At 60.7% G+C, this 17,191-nt stretch carries 18 protein-coding genes; 12 read left to right on the top strand and 6 right to left on the bottom strand.

Annotated elements, in window-relative coordinates; all coding sequences use genetic code 11:
* Positions 1 to 352 precede the first annotated feature (352 nt).
* Both J5M57_RS16185 and J5M57_RS16180 read right to left on the bottom strand, forming a co-directional pair.
* Positions 353 to 1,573, bottom strand: coding sequence for a CaiB/BaiF CoA-transferase family protein (locus J5M57_RS16185; RefSeq protein ID WP_207848718.1), 1,221 nt, complete (start codon positions 1,571 to 1,573; stop codon positions 353 to 355).
* 13 nt (positions 1,574 to 1,586) lie between these two features.
* A complete protein-coding gene (locus J5M57_RS16180; protein WP_003220420.1) occupies positions 1,587 to 2,768 on the bottom strand; it encodes an acyl-CoA dehydrogenase in 1,182 nt (393 codons plus the stop codon).
* A 157-nt stretch (positions 2,769 to 2,925) separates the two neighbouring features.
* On the opposite strand from J5M57_RS16180, the gene J5M57_RS16175 reads away from it, so the two are divergent.
* The 11 genes from J5M57_RS16175 (at position 2,926) to J5M57_RS16125 (ending at position 13,049) form a co-directional block, all read left to right on the top strand.
* Complete coding sequence (locus J5M57_RS16175) at positions 2,926 to 3,825, top strand: LysR family transcriptional regulator (protein WP_169842781.1); 900 nt, start codon at positions 2,926 to 2,928, stop codon at positions 3,823 to 3,825.
* A 434-nt stretch (positions 3,826 to 4,259) separates the two neighbouring features.
* Positions 4,260 to 5,381: a Re/Si-specific NAD(P)(+) transhydrogenase subunit alpha gene (locus tag J5M57_RS16170; RefSeq protein WP_064585339.1), complete on the top strand. Its 1,122-nt coding sequence runs from the start codon at positions 4,260 to 4,262 to the stop codon at positions 5,379 to 5,381.
* Positions 5,382 to 5,396: 15 nt separating this feature from the next.
* On the top strand, positions 5,397 to 5,717 hold the full coding sequence (locus J5M57_RS16165; RefSeq protein ID WP_003220416.1) for an NAD(P) transhydrogenase subunit alpha: 321 nt from the start codon (positions 5,397 to 5,399) through the stop codon (positions 5,715 to 5,717).
* Positions 5,717 to 7,150, top strand: a complete 1,434-nt coding sequence (locus J5M57_RS16160) for an NAD(P)(+) transhydrogenase (Re/Si-specific) subunit beta (RefSeq protein WP_086794131.1) — start codon at positions 5,717 to 5,719, stop codon at positions 7,148 to 7,150. Before J5M57_RS16165 ends, J5M57_RS16160 begins: the two co-directional genes overlap by 1 nt.
* A 214-nt stretch (positions 7,151 to 7,364) precedes the next feature.
* Positions 7,365 to 8,858: an acetyl-CoA hydrolase/transferase family protein gene (locus J5M57_RS16155; protein WP_207848717.1), complete on the top strand. Its 1,494-nt coding sequence runs from the start codon at positions 7,365 to 7,367 to the stop codon at positions 8,856 to 8,858.
* Positions 8,859 to 9,178: 320 nt separating this feature from the next.
* Positions 9,179 to 9,394, top strand: a complete 216-nt coding sequence (locus tag J5M57_RS16150; RefSeq protein ID WP_007962833.1) for a DUF1127 domain-containing protein — start codon at positions 9,179 to 9,181, stop codon at positions 9,392 to 9,394.
* Between the two features lie 314 nt (positions 9,395 to 9,708).
* Positions 9,709 to 9,861, top strand: a complete 153-nt coding sequence (locus J5M57_RS16145) for a DUF1127 domain-containing protein (protein ID WP_243435176.1) — start codon at positions 9,709 to 9,711, stop codon at positions 9,859 to 9,861.
* A gap of 134 nt (positions 9,862 to 9,995) precedes the next feature.
* The gene (locus J5M57_RS16140) at positions 9,996 to 10,313 is read left to right on the top strand and encodes a DUF2388 domain-containing protein (protein WP_207848716.1); all 318 of its coding nucleotides are present in this window, start codon (positions 9,996 to 9,998) and stop codon (positions 10,311 to 10,313) included.
* Between the two features lie 108 nt (positions 10,314 to 10,421).
* Positions 10,422 to 10,727: a DUF2388 domain-containing protein gene (locus J5M57_RS16135; protein ID WP_064585331.1), complete on the top strand. Its 306-nt coding sequence runs from the start codon at positions 10,422 to 10,424 to the stop codon at positions 10,725 to 10,727.
* Between the two features lie 43 nt (positions 10,728 to 10,770).
* Complete coding sequence (locus J5M57_RS16130) at positions 10,771 to 11,091, top strand: DUF2388 domain-containing protein (RefSeq protein WP_007911662.1); 321 nt, start codon at positions 10,771 to 10,773, stop codon at positions 11,089 to 11,091.
* Entirely contained in the window at positions 11,088 to 13,049 is a 1,962-nt protein-coding gene (locus tag J5M57_RS16125; RefSeq protein WP_207848715.1) for a DUF4105 domain-containing protein, read from the top strand. The genes J5M57_RS16130 and J5M57_RS16125 overlap by 4 nt, the downstream gene beginning before the upstream one ends.
* A gap of 148 nt (positions 13,050 to 13,197) precedes the next feature.
* On the opposite strand, the gene J5M57_RS16120 is transcribed toward J5M57_RS16125, so the two are convergent.
* The 3 genes from J5M57_RS16120 to trpB all read right to left on the bottom strand — a co-directional run bounded on the left by J5M57_RS16120 (position 13,198) and on the right by trpB (position 15,805).
* Complete coding sequence (locus tag J5M57_RS16120) at positions 13,198 to 13,638, bottom strand: anti-virulence regulator CigR family protein (protein ID WP_064585327.1); 441 nt, start codon at positions 13,636 to 13,638, stop codon at positions 13,198 to 13,200.
* Between the two features lie 122 nt (positions 13,639 to 13,760).
* On the bottom strand, positions 13,761 to 14,573 hold the full coding sequence (gene trpA, locus J5M57_RS16115) for a tryptophan synthase subunit alpha (protein ID WP_169842785.1): 813 nt from the start codon (positions 14,571 to 14,573) through the stop codon (positions 13,761 to 13,763).
* Positions 14,573 to 15,805 carry a tryptophan synthase subunit beta gene (gene trpB, locus J5M57_RS16110; protein ID WP_207848714.1) on the bottom strand — a complete coding sequence of 411 codons (1,233 nt, stop codon included), beginning with the start codon at positions 15,803 to 15,805 and terminating at the stop codon, positions 14,573 to 14,575. The genes trpA and trpB overlap by 1 nt, the downstream gene beginning before the upstream one ends.
* A gap of 113 nt (positions 15,806 to 15,918) precedes the next feature.
* Here trpB and J5M57_RS16105 point away from each other — a divergent pair, with 113 nt between their 5' ends.
* On the top strand, positions 15,919 to 16,836 hold the full coding sequence (locus J5M57_RS16105; protein ID WP_083367410.1) for a LysR family transcriptional regulator: 918 nt from the start codon (positions 15,919 to 15,921) through the stop codon (positions 16,834 to 16,836).
* Here the strand turns inward: J5M57_RS16105 and J5M57_RS16100 are convergent.
* A complete protein-coding gene (locus J5M57_RS16100; RefSeq protein ID WP_003220391.1) occupies positions 16,809 to 17,135 on the bottom strand; it encodes a DUF883 family protein in 327 nt (108 codons plus the stop codon). The genes J5M57_RS16105 and J5M57_RS16100 overlap by 28 nt on opposite strands.
* Positions 17,136 to 17,191 lie beyond the last annotated feature (56 nt).

Below are 17,191 nucleotides of genomic sequence, written 5' to 3'. Positions count from 1 at the left end.
CGTCAGCGGGAGGCGAATTCTACAGCGTTACACGCTGCTGTCAACACCTCTTTTTCTCCGCTTTCGACCGAGAAGATCGAACCGTTAAAAGAGCCAAACATCACCACTCTTTCAACTCCTTCCAGGCCTCAATGAACTGAAGCTAGCCACTGCCGAAAACTGCGTAACTCATTGAATCTCAAGGAGTTTTCCGTTTCGACTGCGCCGGAAGTGGGGCGAATTATAGACCTCCAGAATCTGCCGTCAACCGTTAATTTCAGTTTTCTTTCAATAACTTGCAGGCAGGCTAAAAAGCACTCGATTCCCTCTATATAGAAGAGGGAATCGGCGCGCTTCTATATAGAAGTGAAGATCAGAGCACGCCATCGTCCTTCAGCGCAGCCACCGCACCTGCGCCCAGCCCCAGCACTCGCTGCAAAACCTCCAGCGTATGCTCGCCCAGCAATGGCGGTGCACGACGATACTCGACCGGGGTTTGCGAGAGCCGTATCGGACTGGCGACTTGCGGCACACTACCCGCCAACGCATGAGGCAACTCGATCGCCAACCCACGCGCCTTTACCTGCGGATCCTCAAATACCTGGGACAGATCGTTGATCGGCCCACACGGTACGCCTGCCTGCTCCAACTGAGCGACCCATTCGGCTGTGGTCTTGAACACTGTTGCCTGGCGAATCAACGGAATCAGCACCGCACGGTTCGCCACCCGCAGCTTGTTCGTGGCGAACCGTGGATCGTCTGCCCACTGCGGCTGACCGGCTACCTCGGCAAACTTGCGGAACTGGCCGTCATTGCCCACGGTGAGAATGAAGTCGCCGTCGGCTGTAGGAAAGTCCTGATAAGGCACGATGTTCGGATGAGCATTACCCAGACGCTTGGGTGCATTGCCCGTCGTCAGGTAGTTCATCGCCTGGTTGGCCAGGCACGCGACCTGGACATCCAGCAACGCCATGTCGATGTGCTGACCACCGCCATCGTGATCCCGATGCGCCAGTGCCGCGAGGATCGCCACGGTCGAATACAGACCGGTGAGGATATCTGTCAGCGCCACCCCCACCTTCACCGGGCCCGCACCCTCATCACCCTCGGGGCGCCCGGTCAGACTCATCAGCCCGCCCAGCCCCTGGATCATGAAGTCGTAGCCCGCACGCTTGGCGTACGGCCCGGTCTGACCGAATCCAGTGATCGAGCAGTAGATCAGGTCTGGATTGATCGCCTTCAGCGATTCGTAGTCCAGCCCATACGCTGCCAAGCCACCCACCTTGAAGTTCTCGATGAGGATGTCCGACTTCGCCGCGAGGTCCCGCACAAGCTGCTGCCCCTCGGGGCGCGTGAAGTCGATGGTCACCGACTGCTTGTTGCGGTTGGCCGACAAATAGTAAGCCGCCTCGCTGGTGTTCTCCCCATAAGCGTCTTTAAGGAAAGGAGGCCCCCAGGCGCGAGTATCGTCGCCATTACCCGGGCGCTCGACCTTGATTACCTCGGCGCCAAGGTCGGCGAGGATCTGCCCGGCCCACGGCCCGGCCAGTACTCGCGATAAATCCAGTACCCGCAGATGCGACAGCGCGCCCATGGTCGCTCTCCTGTTAATAGAACGCCTGCAGACCGGTTTGTGCGCGACCAAGGATCAGCGCGTGGACGTCATGCGTACCTTCATAGGTATTCACCACTTCCAGGTTGACCAGGTGACGCGCCACGCCAAACTCGTCGGAAATACCATTTCCGCCCAACATGTCACGGGCCATACGGGCGATATCCAGCGACTTGCCGCAGGAATTGCGCTTCATGATCGAGGTGATCTCGACCGCTGCGGTACCTTCATCCTTCATGCGACCCAGGCGCAGGCAACCTTGCAGGGCCAGGGTGATCTCGGTTTGCATGTCGGCCAGCTTCTTCTGGATCAGCTGAGTGGCAGCCAACGGGCGACCGAACTGCTGACGATCGAGGGTGTACTGGCGAGCGGTGTGCCAGCAGAACTCGGCAGCGCCCAGTGCGCCCCAGGAGATGCCGTAGCGCGCGGAGTTAAGGCAGGTGAACGGACCTTTCAGGCCACGCACGTCGGGGAAGATGTTCTCTTCCGGCACAAAAACGTTGTCCATGACGATTTCACCGGTGATCGACGCCCGCAGGCCGACCTTGCCGTGAATCGCCGGAGCGCTCAGGCCTTTCCAGCCCTTCTCCAGTACGAAGCCACGGATGTCGCCGGCATCGTCCTTGGCCCAGACCACGAACACATCGGCGATCGGGCTGTTGGTGATCCACATCTTGGCGCCGGTCAGGCTATAGCCGCCGTCGACCTTGCGCGCACGGGTGATCATCGCGCCCGGATCGGAACCGTGGTTCGGCTCGGTCAAGCCGAAGCAGCCGATCCATTCGCCGGACGCCAGTTTTGGCAGGTATTTCTGTTTCTGTGCTTCAGTGCCGAATTCATTGATTGGCACCATCACCAACGAGGACTGCACGCTCATCATCGAACGGTAGCCGGAGTCGACACGCTCCACTTCGCGGGCGATCAGGCCGTAGCTGACGTAGTTCAGACCGCTGCCACCGTACTGCTCGGGGATGGTCGCGCCGAGCAGCCCGACTTCGCCCATTTCGCGGAAGATCGCCGGATCGGTTTTTTCATGGCGGAACGCTTCGAGGACACGTGGCGCCAGGCTCTGCTGAGCGAACTGGGCGGCGGTGTCGCGGATCATGCGCTCCTCTTCGGTGAGCTGTTGATCCAGCAGCAGGGGATCGATCCAGTTGAAGCTAGCTTTACCGCCCATGAGTGTGTCCTCGCAAATCGGTGAATTAACGTGGCATTGATCCTAGGCCGGGTTCGCCATCGCGGCAAACGAGGATTTCGCATCCTGTTGTGCTAATTTCTCACTCCGAAACGTCGCTGAATGCCTTTTAAGCGGCGTATTAGTGAGGTTGACGTACATGCGCAGGAAGATCCCCAGTACCACGGCCCTGATCAGCTTTGAAGCCGCCGCTCGCCACGAGAGCTTTACCAAGGCCGCCGAAGAGCTTTCCCTCACCCAGGGCGCGATTTGCCGACAGATCGCCAGCCTCGAGGACTTCCTCAGTGTGGAACTGTTCCGACGCTCACGACGCGGGGTGAAGCTGACGGAAGCCGGCCTGTCCTACAGCCGCAGGGTCGCCACGCAACTGGATGCCGTCGAGCGAGACACGCTTTCGGTCATGGGCCAACAAGGCACCAATGTGATCGAACTGGCGGTGGTGCCGACCTTCGGCACGCAATGGCTGCTGCCAAGGCTCAAGGATTTCCAGCTCAAGCACCCCGAGGTCACGGTCAACCTGACCAACCGCACCCGCCCATTCCTGTTTGCCGACACTGATTTCGACGCGGCGATCTACTTCGGCGACGCCGATTGGTCGGGTACTGAGTCTCACAGGCTGATGGGCGAAAATCCGATGCCAGTGTGCAGCCCCGCCCTACTCGGCAGCAGGACGCATCTGACACCCGACGAGATCGCCGAGCTGCCGCTGCTGCAACAGACCACCCGCCCCTACGCCTGGCGCCAATGGTTCAACTCACAGCACCTGAACATCCCCCGCGACATGACAGGCCCACGCTACGAGCTATTCTCCATGCTGGCCCAGGCGGCCATGCACGACATGGGGATCGCGCTGATTCCACCGTTCCTGATTCAGCGCGAACTGACCGAGAAACGCCTGGTGATCGCCAACCCGAATGCGCTCTCCAGCATCAAGGCTTATTACCTGATGATTCCAGAGCGAAAGGTCGAATCGGCGTCGCTAAAGGCTTTTCGCGACTGGCTGGTGAATCAGGCAAACAGCTACAGCCTAGAAGGATAGAGGCTTTCAGCGATTGCTAACCCGGTAGTCAGGAAAATAAAAGCCCTACAGATATAAGTATTTGTCGCAAAATCGCAGACTGTATCCGAAAGTCGTACAGACGTCCCACAAGCGCCTGCGGACGTGGCTTTGAGCCTCCATTGACGACTCATTACGGCCTATTCACGCCGCCGATGAGAAATTTTTTAAAATTCAGCCAGAATCCTTACAAGGCACGGCCTGCAAGGGATTGCGCCGGCCATCTGCGACATTCGGTCACGGGATGACTTGTAGTTAATTTTCCGTCACCCGTCATAATCCCTTGAAGGGCATAAAGTTCGCCTGCAAAATGCCGCGCCCCGCCCTGATTTGGCGGGATCGTGCTGATCGGCCGCCCCAGTCGCACCATCCGCAGTGCCTGGGTTTACTCAATAAGATCACGCAGGAGATTTGACGTGCACATTGGTGTTCCTCTCGAAACCCAGACCGGTGAAACACGGGTTGCTGCAACCCCGGAAACCATTAAAAAGCTGATCAGCCAAGGTCATAAGGTCACTGTGCAAACCGGCGCCGGCGTCAAAGCCAGTGTTGTCGACAGTGCCTATGAAGCAGCGGGCGCAACCATTGGCAGTGCCAATGACGCGTTCGGTGCCGAGCTGATTCTCAAAGTGGTCGCCCCCAGCGACGCCGAACTGACGCTGATCAAGCGCGGCGCGGTGCTGGTGGGGATGCTCAACCCGTTCAACAACGACACCATCGCCAAAATGGCCGAGTGCGGGATCACCGCGTTCGCCCTCGAAGCGGCGCCGCGCACCTCCCGCGCGCAGAGTCTCGATGTGTTGTCGTCGCAGGCGAACATTGCCGGCTATAAGGCTGTGTTGCTGGCCGCGCACCACTATCCGCGCTTCATGCCGATGCTGATGACCGCTGCGGGCACCGTGAAAGCGGCGCGCGTGCTGATTCTCGGCGCAGGCGTGGCCGGGTTGCAGGCGATTGCCACGGCGAAACGTCTGGGTGCGGTGATCGAAGCGTCTGACGTGCGTCCGGCAGTGAAGGAGCAGATCGAATCCCTCGGTGCCAAGTTCGTCGACGTGCCTTACGAAACCGACGAAGAGCGCGAATGCGCGGTCGGTGTCGGCGGTTACGCGCGACCAATGCCGGCGAGCTGGATGCAGCGTCAGGCCCAGGCCGTGCACGAACGCGCCAAACAGGCCGACATCGTCATCACCACCGCACTGATCCCGGGCCGCAAGGCTCCGGTGCTGTTGAGCGCGGACACCGTGGCGCAGATGAAGCCGGGCTCGGTGGTCATCGACCTCGCAGCAGCCCAGGGCGGCAACTGCCCGCTGACCGTGGCCGATCAGGTCGTGGTGGAGAACGGCGTGACCATCGTCGGCCCGACCAACCTGGCCGGTGAAGTCGCTGCAGACGCCTCGGCGCTGTACGCCCGCAACCTGCTGGACTTCCTCAAGCTGGTGTTCACCAAAGAAGGCCAGTTCGACGTCAACCTCGAAGACGACATCGTCGCCGCGTGCCTGATGTGCCGCGACGGCCAAGTCATCCGCAAAAACGCCTAAGCAGGGATTCAGACGATGGAAGAGCTTATCTCCCCCGGTATCTACAACCTGATCATCTTCGTGCTGGCGATTTATGTCGGTTACCACGTGGTCTGGAACGTTACACCTGCGCTGCACACGCCGCTGATGGCGGTGACCAACGCCATCTCGGCAATCGTGATCGTCGGCGCCATGCTGGCCGCCGCCCTCACCGTCACGCCGCTGGGCAAGACCATGGGCACCCTCGCCGTGGCACTGGCGGCGGTCAACGTGTTCGGTGGCTTCCTGGTCACCCGCCGCATGCTTGAGATGTTCAAGAAGAAAGCCCCGAAAGCAAAAGAAGAGGCGCCGAAGTAATGAGCATGAATCTCGTCACGACGCTCTACCTGATCGCGTCGATCTGTTTCATCCAGGCCCTCAAAGGCCTGTCGCACCCGACCACGTCGCGGCGCGGCAACCTGTTCGGCATGCTCGGCATGGCCCTCGCCATCCTCACCACCATCGGCCTCATCTATAAGCTGGGCGCTGAGCTGGCGACTGCGGGTATCGGTTATGTGATCGTCGGCCTGCTGATCGGCGGCACAGCCGGCTCGATCATGGCCAAGCGCGTTGAAATGACCAAGATGCCAGAGCTGGTCGCCTTCATGCACAGCATGATCGGTCTGGCGGCGGTATTCATTGCGATTGCCGCGGTGGTCGAGCCGCAATCGCTGGGCATCGTCAAGCAACTGGGCGACTCGATCCCGGCGGGCAACCGTCTGGAGCTGTTCCTCGGTGCCGCGATCGGTGCAATCACCTTCTCCGGTTCGGTGATTGCCTTCGGCAAGCTGTCGGGCAAGTACAAGTTCCGCCTGTTTCAGGGTGCACCCGTACAGTTCAGCGGTCAGCACAAGCTGAACGCGGTATTGGGTCTGGCAACACTGGTACTGGGCGTGACCTTCATGCTCACCGGCAACCTCGCTGCGTTCGCGCTGATGCTGGCCCTGGCGTTCGTGATGGGCGTGCTGATCATCATCCCGATCGGTGGCGCCGACATGCCGGTGGTGGTGTCGATGCTCAACAGCTATTCCGGCTGGGCGGCGGCGGGGATCGGCTTCTCGCTGAACAACTCGATGCTGATCATTGCCGGTTCGCTGGTGGGTTCGAGCGGTGCAATCCTCTCGTACATCATGTGCAAGGCGATGAACCGTTCCTTCTTTAATGTACTGCTCGGCGGTTTCGGCAACACGGCCGACGCTGGCCCGGCCGGTGCGAAAGAAGCCCGTCCGGTGAAATCCGGTTCGGCTGACGACGCGACCTTCCTGCTGACCAACGCCGACACCGTGATCATTGTCCCGGGTTACGGTCTGGCAGTGGCCCGCGCACAGCACGCGCTGAAAGAACTGACCGAGAAGCTGACCCACCGTGGCGTCACTGTGAAGTACGCGATCCACCCGGTGGCCGGTCGCATGCCAGGTCACATGAACGTACTGCTCGCCGAGGCCGAAGTGCCTTACGACCAGGTGTTCGAGATGGAAGACATCAACTCCGAGTTCGGCCAGGCCGACGTGGTGCTGGTGCTCGGCGCCAACGACGTGGTCAACCCGGCCGCCAAGAACGATCCGAAATCGCCGATTGCCGGCATGCCGATTCTCGAAGCGTTCAAAGCCAAGACCATCATCGTCAACAAGCGCTCGATGGCCAGCGGCTATGCCGGTCTGGACAACGAACTGTTCTACCTGGACAAGACCATGATGGTGTTCGGCGACGCGAAAAAAGTCATCGAAGACATGGTCAAAGCGGTCGAGTAATCCGTCGCTGCGGTACCGAACGCCCCGACTTGTCGGGGCGTTTTTGTTTGCGCATAGCGTCGGACAATTTGCCGCGTTGTTGCAGATCCGGTAACGGTGTTTTACTTCAAACCCGCTAAATAGACGCCTCGTTTGCGACCTTGGTAGCGGGACAGGCGCCCGCGAAATTCACTAGACTGCGCATCCTGCTACTCGCTTCCCGAGAAAATAATCCATGTACCGTGACCGTATTCGCCTGCCTTCGTTGTTGGATAAAGTGATGAGCGCCGCCGACGCCGCCGCGCTGATTGAAGACGGCATGACCGTCGGCATGAGCGGCTTCACCCGCGCCGGCGAAGCCAAGGCTGTCCCTCACGCACTGGCCGAGCGAGCCAAGGTCACGCCGCTGAAGATCAGCCTGATGACCGGCGCCAGCCTGGGCAACGACCTCGACAAGCAACTGACCGAGGCTGGCGTGCTGTCGCGGCGCATGCCGTTCCAGGTCGACAGCACCTTGCGCAAGGCGATCAACGCCGGCGAGGTGATGTTCATCGACCAGCATCTGTCGGAAACCGTTGAACAGTTGCGCAATCAGCAATTGAAGCTGCCGGACATCGCGGTGATCGAAGCCGTGGCCATCACCGAACAGGGCCACATCGTGCCAACCACCTCGGTGGGCAACTCGGCAAGCTTCGCGATTTTCGCCAAGCAGGTGATCGTCGAGATCAACCTGGCGCACAACGCCAACCTCGAAGGCCTGCATGACATCTATATCCCGACCTATCGCCCGACACGCACGCCGATCCCGCTGGTGAAAGTCGATGACCGCATCGGCAGCACTGCGATTCCGATTCCACCGGAGAAGATCGTCGCCATCGTCATCACACAGCAGGCGGATTCGCCGTCCACGGTGTCGACCCCGGATGTCGACACCAACGCCATTGCCGAGCACCTGATCACCTTCTTCAAGCAGGAAGTCGACGCCGGGCGCATGACCAACAAGCTCGGTCCGTTGCAGGCCGGGATCGGCAACATTGCCAACGCGGTGATGTGCGGCCTGATCGACTCGCCGTTCGAAGACCTAACCATGTACTCCGAAGTGCTGCAGGACTCGACCTTCGACCTGATCGATGCGGGCAAGCTGAGCTTTGCCTCGGGCAGCTCGATCACCCTGTCGGAGCGGCGTAACAGCGACGTGTTCGGCAATCTGGAGAAGTACAAGGACAAACTGGTCCTGCGCCCGCAGGAGATCTCCAACCATCCGGAAGTGGTGCGCCGGCTGGGCATCATCGGCATCAACACCGCGCTGGAGTTCGACATCTACGGCAACGTCAACTCCACCCACGTCTGTGGCACACGGATGATGAACGGCATCGGTGGCTCCGGCGACTTCGCACGCAACGCGCATCTGGCGGTATTCGTGACCAAGTCGATCGCCAAGGGCGGGGCGATTTCCAGCGTGGTGCCGATGGTCAGCCACGTCGACCACACCGAGCATGACGTCGACATCCTGGTGACCGAAGTCGGCCTGGCCGACCTGCGCGGCCTGGCGCCGCGCGAACGCGCGCGGGTGATCATCGACAACTGTGTGCATCCGGATTATCGCCAGGCGCTGAATGACTACTTCACCGCTGCCTGCGCCATCGGCGGTCATACCCCACACATCCTGCGCGAAGCCCTGAGCTGGCACATCAACCTGGAAGAAACCGGACGCATGCTCGCGGTGTAATCACACAGTCAAACCGCTGATGCAAACACAGTTTGTGTCAGCGGATTTTTTCACCCGCCACATCTGGCAAAAACTGTACTGCTGTACCGGTTGTTTCCTACAGCTTTTGCCTACCGCCTCCCTCGAATTGAGCAAAAACGCACCACATAAGTGCGGACAGGTACAGTTTGCTCAATTTTGACCCGTACACCCCCTATAAACAGTTAACTGGTCACTCACAATACAGTTGAACTGTATCTAGAGAGACTAGGCAAACCAGAGGATCATGGGCACCAGTTAAACCACTACCTGATCCCGCCACAAGCGGAAGGATGTCAACCATGGAACGTACACTCAGTTCCGAACTGTTCTTCGAAGACAAAGCTGCAAAAAACCAGGCTTCCCTGCCTCTGCGCGTTATCGCCAACCTGATGTTGTGGCAGCGCCGCATCTCCAGCCGCCATCAACTGGCTCGTCTGGATTCGCGTCTGCTGGCTGACGCCGGTATCAGCGAAGCACAACGCTACGAAGAGCTGAGCAAGCCGTTCTGGCGCTAAGTAGCGTCGCTGGCTCTGGTCGTTAGACCCACCGCCAGCAACCCGAATTGAATAAACAAGACCCGTCGCGGGAAACCGCGACGGGTTTTGTCGTTTCAGGGGTTTGAAAAGCACCTATACAGCGACCTACAGCAGTAACAGGTACAGTTCATTAAATACTCAATCTGAACCAGTACAATTTCACTTCGGTGTATCTGCTGCTCACATTGCATCCGGCGCAGCATGTCCTTAACCCCTCTCGGCTTAAGGAATGCGCCATGTAAGACTTACAGGATGTTTCAGCAATTTCGATCCAACCGCTCGTTCGTCCACACCTGCTGCGACGCTTGCTGCGTGGCGTGTGGCTAGGACTGGAGCGCGCCAGGACACGGCGTCTACTGGCTCAGCTTGATCAGCGCGACCTCGCGGACCTCGGTCTCAGCCACGCCGATCGGCTCAGCGAACTGGAGAAACCTTTCTGGCGCTAGCATTCTGCCCACTGTCCGAACCCCGCGCGCCGGCCTAATATCCACGCCAGAACGTGGCGAATCTTCTGTAACCCGCGTCTGACTCATCAGACACAAGCCACCTCTCTATACGGTTCACTTTCAGGAGATCCACCATGTCCCGTCTTCGCCTGCTCAGCGCTGCCGCCCTGCTGGCCGTGGCTGCCAACGCCAGCGCCTCCAGCTTCATCGTGACCACCGACGCCGTGGTTGGCGCACTGAAGTCCTCGTCGGACGCCACTTCCGACGTCAGCTCTTCGCTGCGTGACAACAAGGTGGTGATCGCCGCCCGTGACGACGCGGCCAGCTTCGTCGCCAGCCAAGGCCAGATCCGCGGCGTGAGACTGGAAAGTGCCCTGGATCTGATCCGCCATCAGGCGCCACAACTGAACGCAACCGACGCCCAACTGGCGCAAGCCATTCTGGCGATCTGATCCGACGTTGCTGTGAGGGACACGCCAGTCGTGTCCCTATGTTTCGCTGCTGGCTCTGGCCCGGGCATTTGCGCTAGCCTTTAGGCTCGTTAACCGTTATCGAGTCCCATGCGTTTACTCAAACTGCTTTTTCCTTCTGTGCTCATCAGCGCCTGCTGGGCGACGTCGGTCGATGCCTTTGATGTCTCCACGCAAAACACCGTGGTCAGCCTCTGGGCGACCGGTATGGTGTCTTCCGCACCGTTCGACCGTAAACTGTTGCTCGCCGCTCACGATGACGCGGCGGCGTTTGTTGCCAGTGACGGTGAATGGCGAGGCGCGCAGCTCGAATCCGCCCTGCATTACCTGCGCAAATCCCGACCAAAACTTCATGTCAGCGACCTTGAACTGGCACAAGCAATTCTCGTCCAATAGTTATTCCAGTCCTTCGTTATCATTGCCCTTCCGGAGTCGTTCCATGCGTAGCCCGCTGATTGCTGCCGCCCTTGGCCTGTTTTTGTTGGCCGACGTGGCCCAGGCGCACACCCTGGTAGCCACCAGTAACATCATCGTTCGTGCCTCCCAGCGCACCATCGATTTCACCTCAGACACCACGACGTCGATTCGCGACTCGAAAATCATCCGCGAAGCCCACGACGATGCGGCCAGCTTCGTTGCCACCAACGGCGACATTCGCGGTGCGCACCTGGAAGCCGCCCTCAATACCTTGCGCACGCGCGTGCCGGAAGCCCGCGACGCCAGTGACCAGGTACTCGCTGAAGCCATCCTCGCACTGTGAAGTCACTTGGCGCCTGGCTGCTGGCCGGGGCGTTGCTGCTGCTTGGCAACAGCGCTCACGCCAGCCTGCAATTGCGGCTCAAGACCGACGGTCTGAGCCCCGCTCAACAGCAGGCCAGCCAGGCGCTGCTCGATGAAGCGATGCAGAAGCTGCCGCCGAGCTTCGTCGAACAGCTGGACCGGCGTATCGATGTCGGCTGGACCGACGACATGCCCGGCAATGCTTACGGCCAGGCGACCCTGGTTGCCGAACTCGACCTGAACCGCAAACTGTTGGCAGGCCTCACCGACGGCAGCGCGGCCAAAGAGAAAACCAATCGCCCCCACGGCACGGTGCGCCAGGAACTGCTGGCAACGGTGCTGCACGAACTCACCCACATTTATGACCGCGCGCGCCTGTGGCCCGCCGCCGAGCGCACGCTGATCCAGCGCTGCACCCGCCGGAGCAACAGCGCGGGCCTGATCGGCATTCCCGACGAATGTCGCGGCCAGACCGAACGGCGCTTCACCCTCAGCGATGACCCGCGCCTGCTCGATCTCGCCGGTTGGCAGCAATACGTCGGGCGCCGTGGCGAGCGTGAACAGCACAATCGCCAGGTGGCCCGCAGTCCGGACCTGTACGAGATCTCCAGTCCGAAAGAGTTTGTCGCGGTCAACATGGAGTATTTCCTCCTCGACCCGAGCTATGCCTGTCGGCGTCCAGCGCTCTATCGCTACTACAAGGAGCGCTTCGGCTGGGCGCCTGCGGCCAAGGACACCTGCAGCAACACCTTCGCCTTCCTCAATGCCGGCAACGATTTCGCCAAACAGCCACTGGGGCAAGTCGATCCGGAACGGGTGTATGCCGTCGACTACCTGCTGGCCGAGGCCAACCAGAACTGGGTCAGCCGCTGGGGCCACAGCATGTTGCGCCTGGTGATCTGTGCGCCGGGCCGACCACGGGGCCCGGATTGCCGGCTCGACCTGGACCAGCATCTGGTGCTGTCCTACCGCGCCTTTGTCGGTGACGTGCAGTTGTCGAGCTGGGACGGTCTGGTCGGCAAGTACCCGTCGCGACTGTTCGTGCTGCCACTGGCCCAAGTCATCGATGAATACACCAAGACCGAACTGCGCAGCCTCGCTTCGGTGCCACTGAATCTGTCGCGCACCGAGATTGAAGAGGTGGTCGAACACGCTGCCGAGATGCACTGGAGCTACGACGGCAACTACTTCTTCCTGTCCAACAACTGCGCCGTCGAAAGCCTCAAACTGTTGCGCAGCGGCAGCAACAACAAGCAACTCGTCGGCCTGGACAGCATCATGCCCAATGGTTTGCTGGAGGTCTTGAAAGGTCGTGGCCTGGCCGACACCAGCGTACTGGACAACCCCAAGGAAGCCCTGCGCCTGGGCTATCGCTTCGACTCGTTCCGCGATCGCTATCAGGCGATGTTCGATGTGTTGAAGAAACAGTTGCCGATCCAACAGACCAGCGTCGAGGACTGGCTATCGCTGTCTGCCGAAGAGCGCCGCCAGTGGTTCGAGCGCGCAGACCTGCGTACCAGTGCTGCGCTATTGCTGCTGGAACAGGCCAGCTATCGCCGCCAGTTGCTGCTGGCCCAGGATGAGGTCAAGCAACGCTACCTCGGCGCCCGGGAGCTGGAGAACGGTGGCATGGACAAGGCCAACGCCACCCTGCAGGAAATTCTCGCCAACAGCGGCTTCCTCAGTCGTCCGGCTGAATTGCTCGACAGCCGCGGCTACGGTCTGCCGCAACCGAGCGAGTTCAAGCGTTTGCAAGACGAAAGCAGCCAACGCCAAAAGCAACTGCTGGCCCTGAGCGGCGATCTGGACAAGGAAGTGCGCAAGTTGCTGGAGCCCAAGCGTGCGGCGGAGATTGCCGCCAGCGAAGCCAACGTGAAACAGATCGGCGAGCATCTGCGCAAACTGCACAAGGCATCCGGCGGACTTGAATTACCCTGAGACAGAAGACTGGAGCTGAGCCTTGTGGCGAGGGAGCTTGCTCCCGCTCGGCTGCGCAGCAGTCGCAAATCCGCTGAATGCCGAATTTGCAGAGCCGCTCCGCGCCCCATTGAGAGCAAGCGCCCTCGCCACAGGTGATCGTGTCAGATCAGTACAGAACACCGTCCAGAATTTCGTAAACGATCCCGGTGCCCACCGCGATCAGCACGATGTCACCCCCGGCCCTGCGCCATTCATACCCCGGATACACCGGCAGACGACTCAGTGCCCGACCGTCCAGCCGCTCGCCGTAATAGCCGTGCGGCAACGGCCGGCCGCGCTCCAGACGAATGCCCGGCGGTGGCGGCGCACCGCGTACGAAATAGCCGTGGTTGTCGCGAATGGTCTGTCGCACCGGACCAAAATCGCGCGGCGGACCGCCACGGTGGTCGTTCTGTGGGCCACGGTGATCGTCGCCGTGATTCTCGTAATGGCCCGGTTGCGGGCCGCCGTGGTCATGATCATCGCGTGGATCGGCGCTGGCCAGCAGCGGTGTCGCGCTGATCATCAGCACACCCAGTCCGGCAATCAGACGTTTCGGCATTTTCATCGGGTCTTTCCTCACTGCACCAACAGCAAAAAGGGATTCAGAACGTGGTTCTGAATCCCTCGGTCTTGCTTGATTAGGCTGCGTTGTGAGGCGCGAATTCCTCTGTATCAGGAACTTTACCTTCAGCTGACGCGGGCCTGACGCACGCCTTCGGAAAGCGCCTTGCACAGACCCAGCACACCGTCGATGGCCTGGTCCGGTGTGGTCGCGTTGGCGATGTGATCGATCAGCGCCGACCCCACCACCACACCGTCGGCCAAGCGCGCGATCGCCGCCGCTTGCTCCGGTGTACGGATACCGAAGCCGATGCTGATCGGCAGATCCGTGTGACGACGCAGGCGCGTCACCGCTTCTTCGACGTGCTCCAGCGTCGCCGCACCGGCACCGGTCACCCCGGCCACGGATACGTAGTAAACGAAACCGGAGCTGCCATTGAGCACCTTCGGCAGACGCGCGTCGTCAGTGGTCGGGGTGGTCAGGCGAATGAAGTCCAGGCCGGCAGCCTGGGCCGGGTCGCACAGTTCATTGTTGTGCTCTGGCGGCATGTCGACCACGATCAGACCGTCGACGCCAGCCTCTTTGGCATCCGCGATGAAGCGCTCGACGCCATACATGTGCACCGGGTTGAAGTAGCCCATCAGCACCAGCGGAGTGTCGCTGTTACCTTCGCGGAATTCGCGGACCATCTGCAGGGTTTTCGTCAGATTCTGCTTGGCGCCCAACGCACGGATGTTCGCCAGTTGAATCGCCGGGCCGTCGGCCATCGGGTCGGTGAACGGCATGCCCAGTTCGATCACATCGGCGCCAGCACCCGGCAGGCCTTTGAGGATCGCCAGCGACGTGGCGTAGTCCGGATCACCGGCGGTGACGAAGGTCACCAGCGCGGCGCGGTTCTGTTGCTTGAGTTCGGCAAAACGGGTTTGCAGGCGGCTCATCAGTGTTTCTCCTGCTTCGACTGTTCCATGTGATGCATCACGGTCTGCATGTCTTTGTCGCCACGGCCCGACAGGTTGACCACCATCAGGTGATCCTTCGGCAGTTTCGGTGCGCGTTTGAATACTTCAGCCAACGCATGAGCGCTTTCCAGTGCAGGGATGATCCCTTCCAGACGGCAGCATTTGTGAAACGCTGCGAGGGCTTCGTCGTCGGTCACCGAGGTGTACTGGACGCGACCGATGTCATGCAACCAGGCGTGTTCAGGGCCGATGCCCGGATAGTCCAGGCCGGCGGAAATCGAGTGGGCGTCGATGATCTGGCCATCGTCGTCCTGCAACAGGAAGGTCCGATTGCCGTGCAACACACCCGGTACACCGCCATTGAGGCTGGCCGCGTGTTTGCCGGTTTCGATGCCGTAACCGGCCGCTTCAACGCCGATGATCTCGACGCTCTTGTCGTCGAGGAACGGGTGGAACAGGCCCATGGCGTTGGAACCGCCACCGATGCACGCCACGAGGCTGTCCGGCAGACGCCCCTCCTGTGCCTGCAGCTGCTCGCGGGTTTCCTTGCCGATCACGGCCTGGAAGTCACGCACCATCGCCGGGTACGGGTGCGGGCCGGCCACGGTGCCGATCAGGTAGAAAGTGCTGTCGACGTTGGTCACCCAGTCACGCAGGGCTTCGTTCATTGCGTCTTTCAGGGTGCCGGTGCCGGCCACCACCGGGATCACTTCGGCGCCCAGCAGCTTCATGCGGAACACGTTGGCCTGCTGACGCTCGATGTCAGTGGTGCCCATGTAGATCACGCAGTCCAGACCGAAGCGTGCGGCCACGGTGGCGGTTGCCACGCCATGCATGCCAGCGCCAGTTTCGGCGATGATGCGTTTCTTGCCCATGCGCCGCGCCAGCAGGATCTGGCCGATGCAGTTGTTGATCTTGTGCGCGCCGGTGTGGTTCAGCTCTTCGCGCTTGAGGTAGATCTTGGCGCCGCCACAGAATTCGGTCAGTCGCTCGGCGAAATACAGCGGGCTTGGACGTCCGACGTAATCACGCTGGAAGTAGGCCAGCTCTTCCTTGAACGCCGGATCTTCCTTGGCCGCTTCATATTCGCGGGCCAGATCGAGAATCAACGGCATCAGGGTTTCCGCCACGTAGCGGCCACCGAACGCGCCGAACAGGCCGTTATCGTCAGGGCCGCTGCGCAGATTGGAAGTGTTCGACGTCTGGGTCATGGTGTGCTCTAGGTGAATTCGGTTCGAAAGACAATGACGCCACTCTACCCCTCACCTTCCACGCTGAAAACCGATAAGATCGCCACAACCTGTCAGGAAAAATCACAGATACCATGAGCCATGACCTTCCCCCGCTGAACGCCTTGCGGGCCTTTGAAGCCACCGCCCGGCTGAACAGCGTCAGTCAGGCCGCCGAGCAGCTGCACGTTACTCACGGTGCAGTCAGCCGCCAGCTCAAAGTGCTCGAAGAGCATCTGGGCGTGAGCCTGTTCGTCAAGGACGGGCGCGGCTTGAAACTCACAGATGCCGGCATTCGTCTGCGAGACGCCAGCGGCGAGGCATTCGATCGATTGCGCAGTGTGTGTGCCGAGTTGACGCAAAGCACCGCCGACGCGCCATTCGTCCTCGGCTGCTCGGGGAGCCTGTTGGCGCGCTGGTTCATTCCACGCCTGGGCCGGCTGAATGCCGACTTGCCGGACTTGCGTCTGCACCTGTCGGCCGGTGAAGGCGATCTCGATCCCCGGCGCCCCGGACTCGACGCCTTGCTGCTGTTCGCAGAGCCGCCATGGCCGGCAGACATGCAGGTGTATGAACTGGCGGCGGAACGCATCGGGCCGGTGATGAGCCCGCTGTTCAGCGGTTATCAGCGCCTGCAAACCGCGCCGGCGTCCGCCTTGCTCAGCGAACCGTTGTTGCACACCACCTCGCGCCCGCAAGCCTGGCCGAGCTGGGCACAGCAAAGCCACCTCGACGCCAAGGCGTTGAAGCTCGGGCAAGGTTTTGAGCATTTGTATTATTTGCTGGAAGCCGCAGTGGCCGGACTCGGCGTGGCGATCGCGCCAGAGCCGCTGGTGGCGGAAGATCTGAAGGCCGGTCGCCTGGTTGCGCCGTGGGGCTTCTGTGAAACCCCGGCGCAACTGGCGCTGTGGCTACCCAAGCGCGCCGCAGACGGGCGCGCCCGGCAACTGGCGCAGTGGCTCAAGAACGAACTGCGCCAGTCGGATCACTCGCCGCGCTTGAACAGCAAGTAAGCGGCCAGCAAGCCGATTGCACCGACTGCCACACCGGCGGTGGTCCAAGGATGTTCCTGAGCGTAATCGCGGGTGGCGATGCCGGTCTCGCGGGTTTTCACTTTGACTTCTTCATAGGCATCGCTGAGCAGGCTGCGCGAATGTTTCAGCGCGCTTTCAGCGTTGCTCTTGAGCGCCTTGAGGGTCTTGCGCGACTCGTCAGAGGCGTCATCCTTCAGGCTTTCCAACGATTTGAGCAGACTCTCGATCTCGGCTTCCATGCTTTGCAACGAGGCTTTACGTAAAGAGGTGTTGGCCATGGTGGCTCTCCTGCATTGGTGATGAGTGGCGTGTGTTGGTTGGGACTTCGCCGGTT

The sequence above is a fragment of the Pseudomonas sp. 86_A genome (assembly GCF_017491705.1).
GTDB classification, from domain to species: domain Bacteria; phylum Pseudomonadota; class Gammaproteobacteria; order Pseudomonadales; family Pseudomonadaceae; genus Aquipseudomonas; species Aquipseudomonas koreensis.
This window is presented reverse-complemented; position numbering and strand designations above follow the sequence as displayed.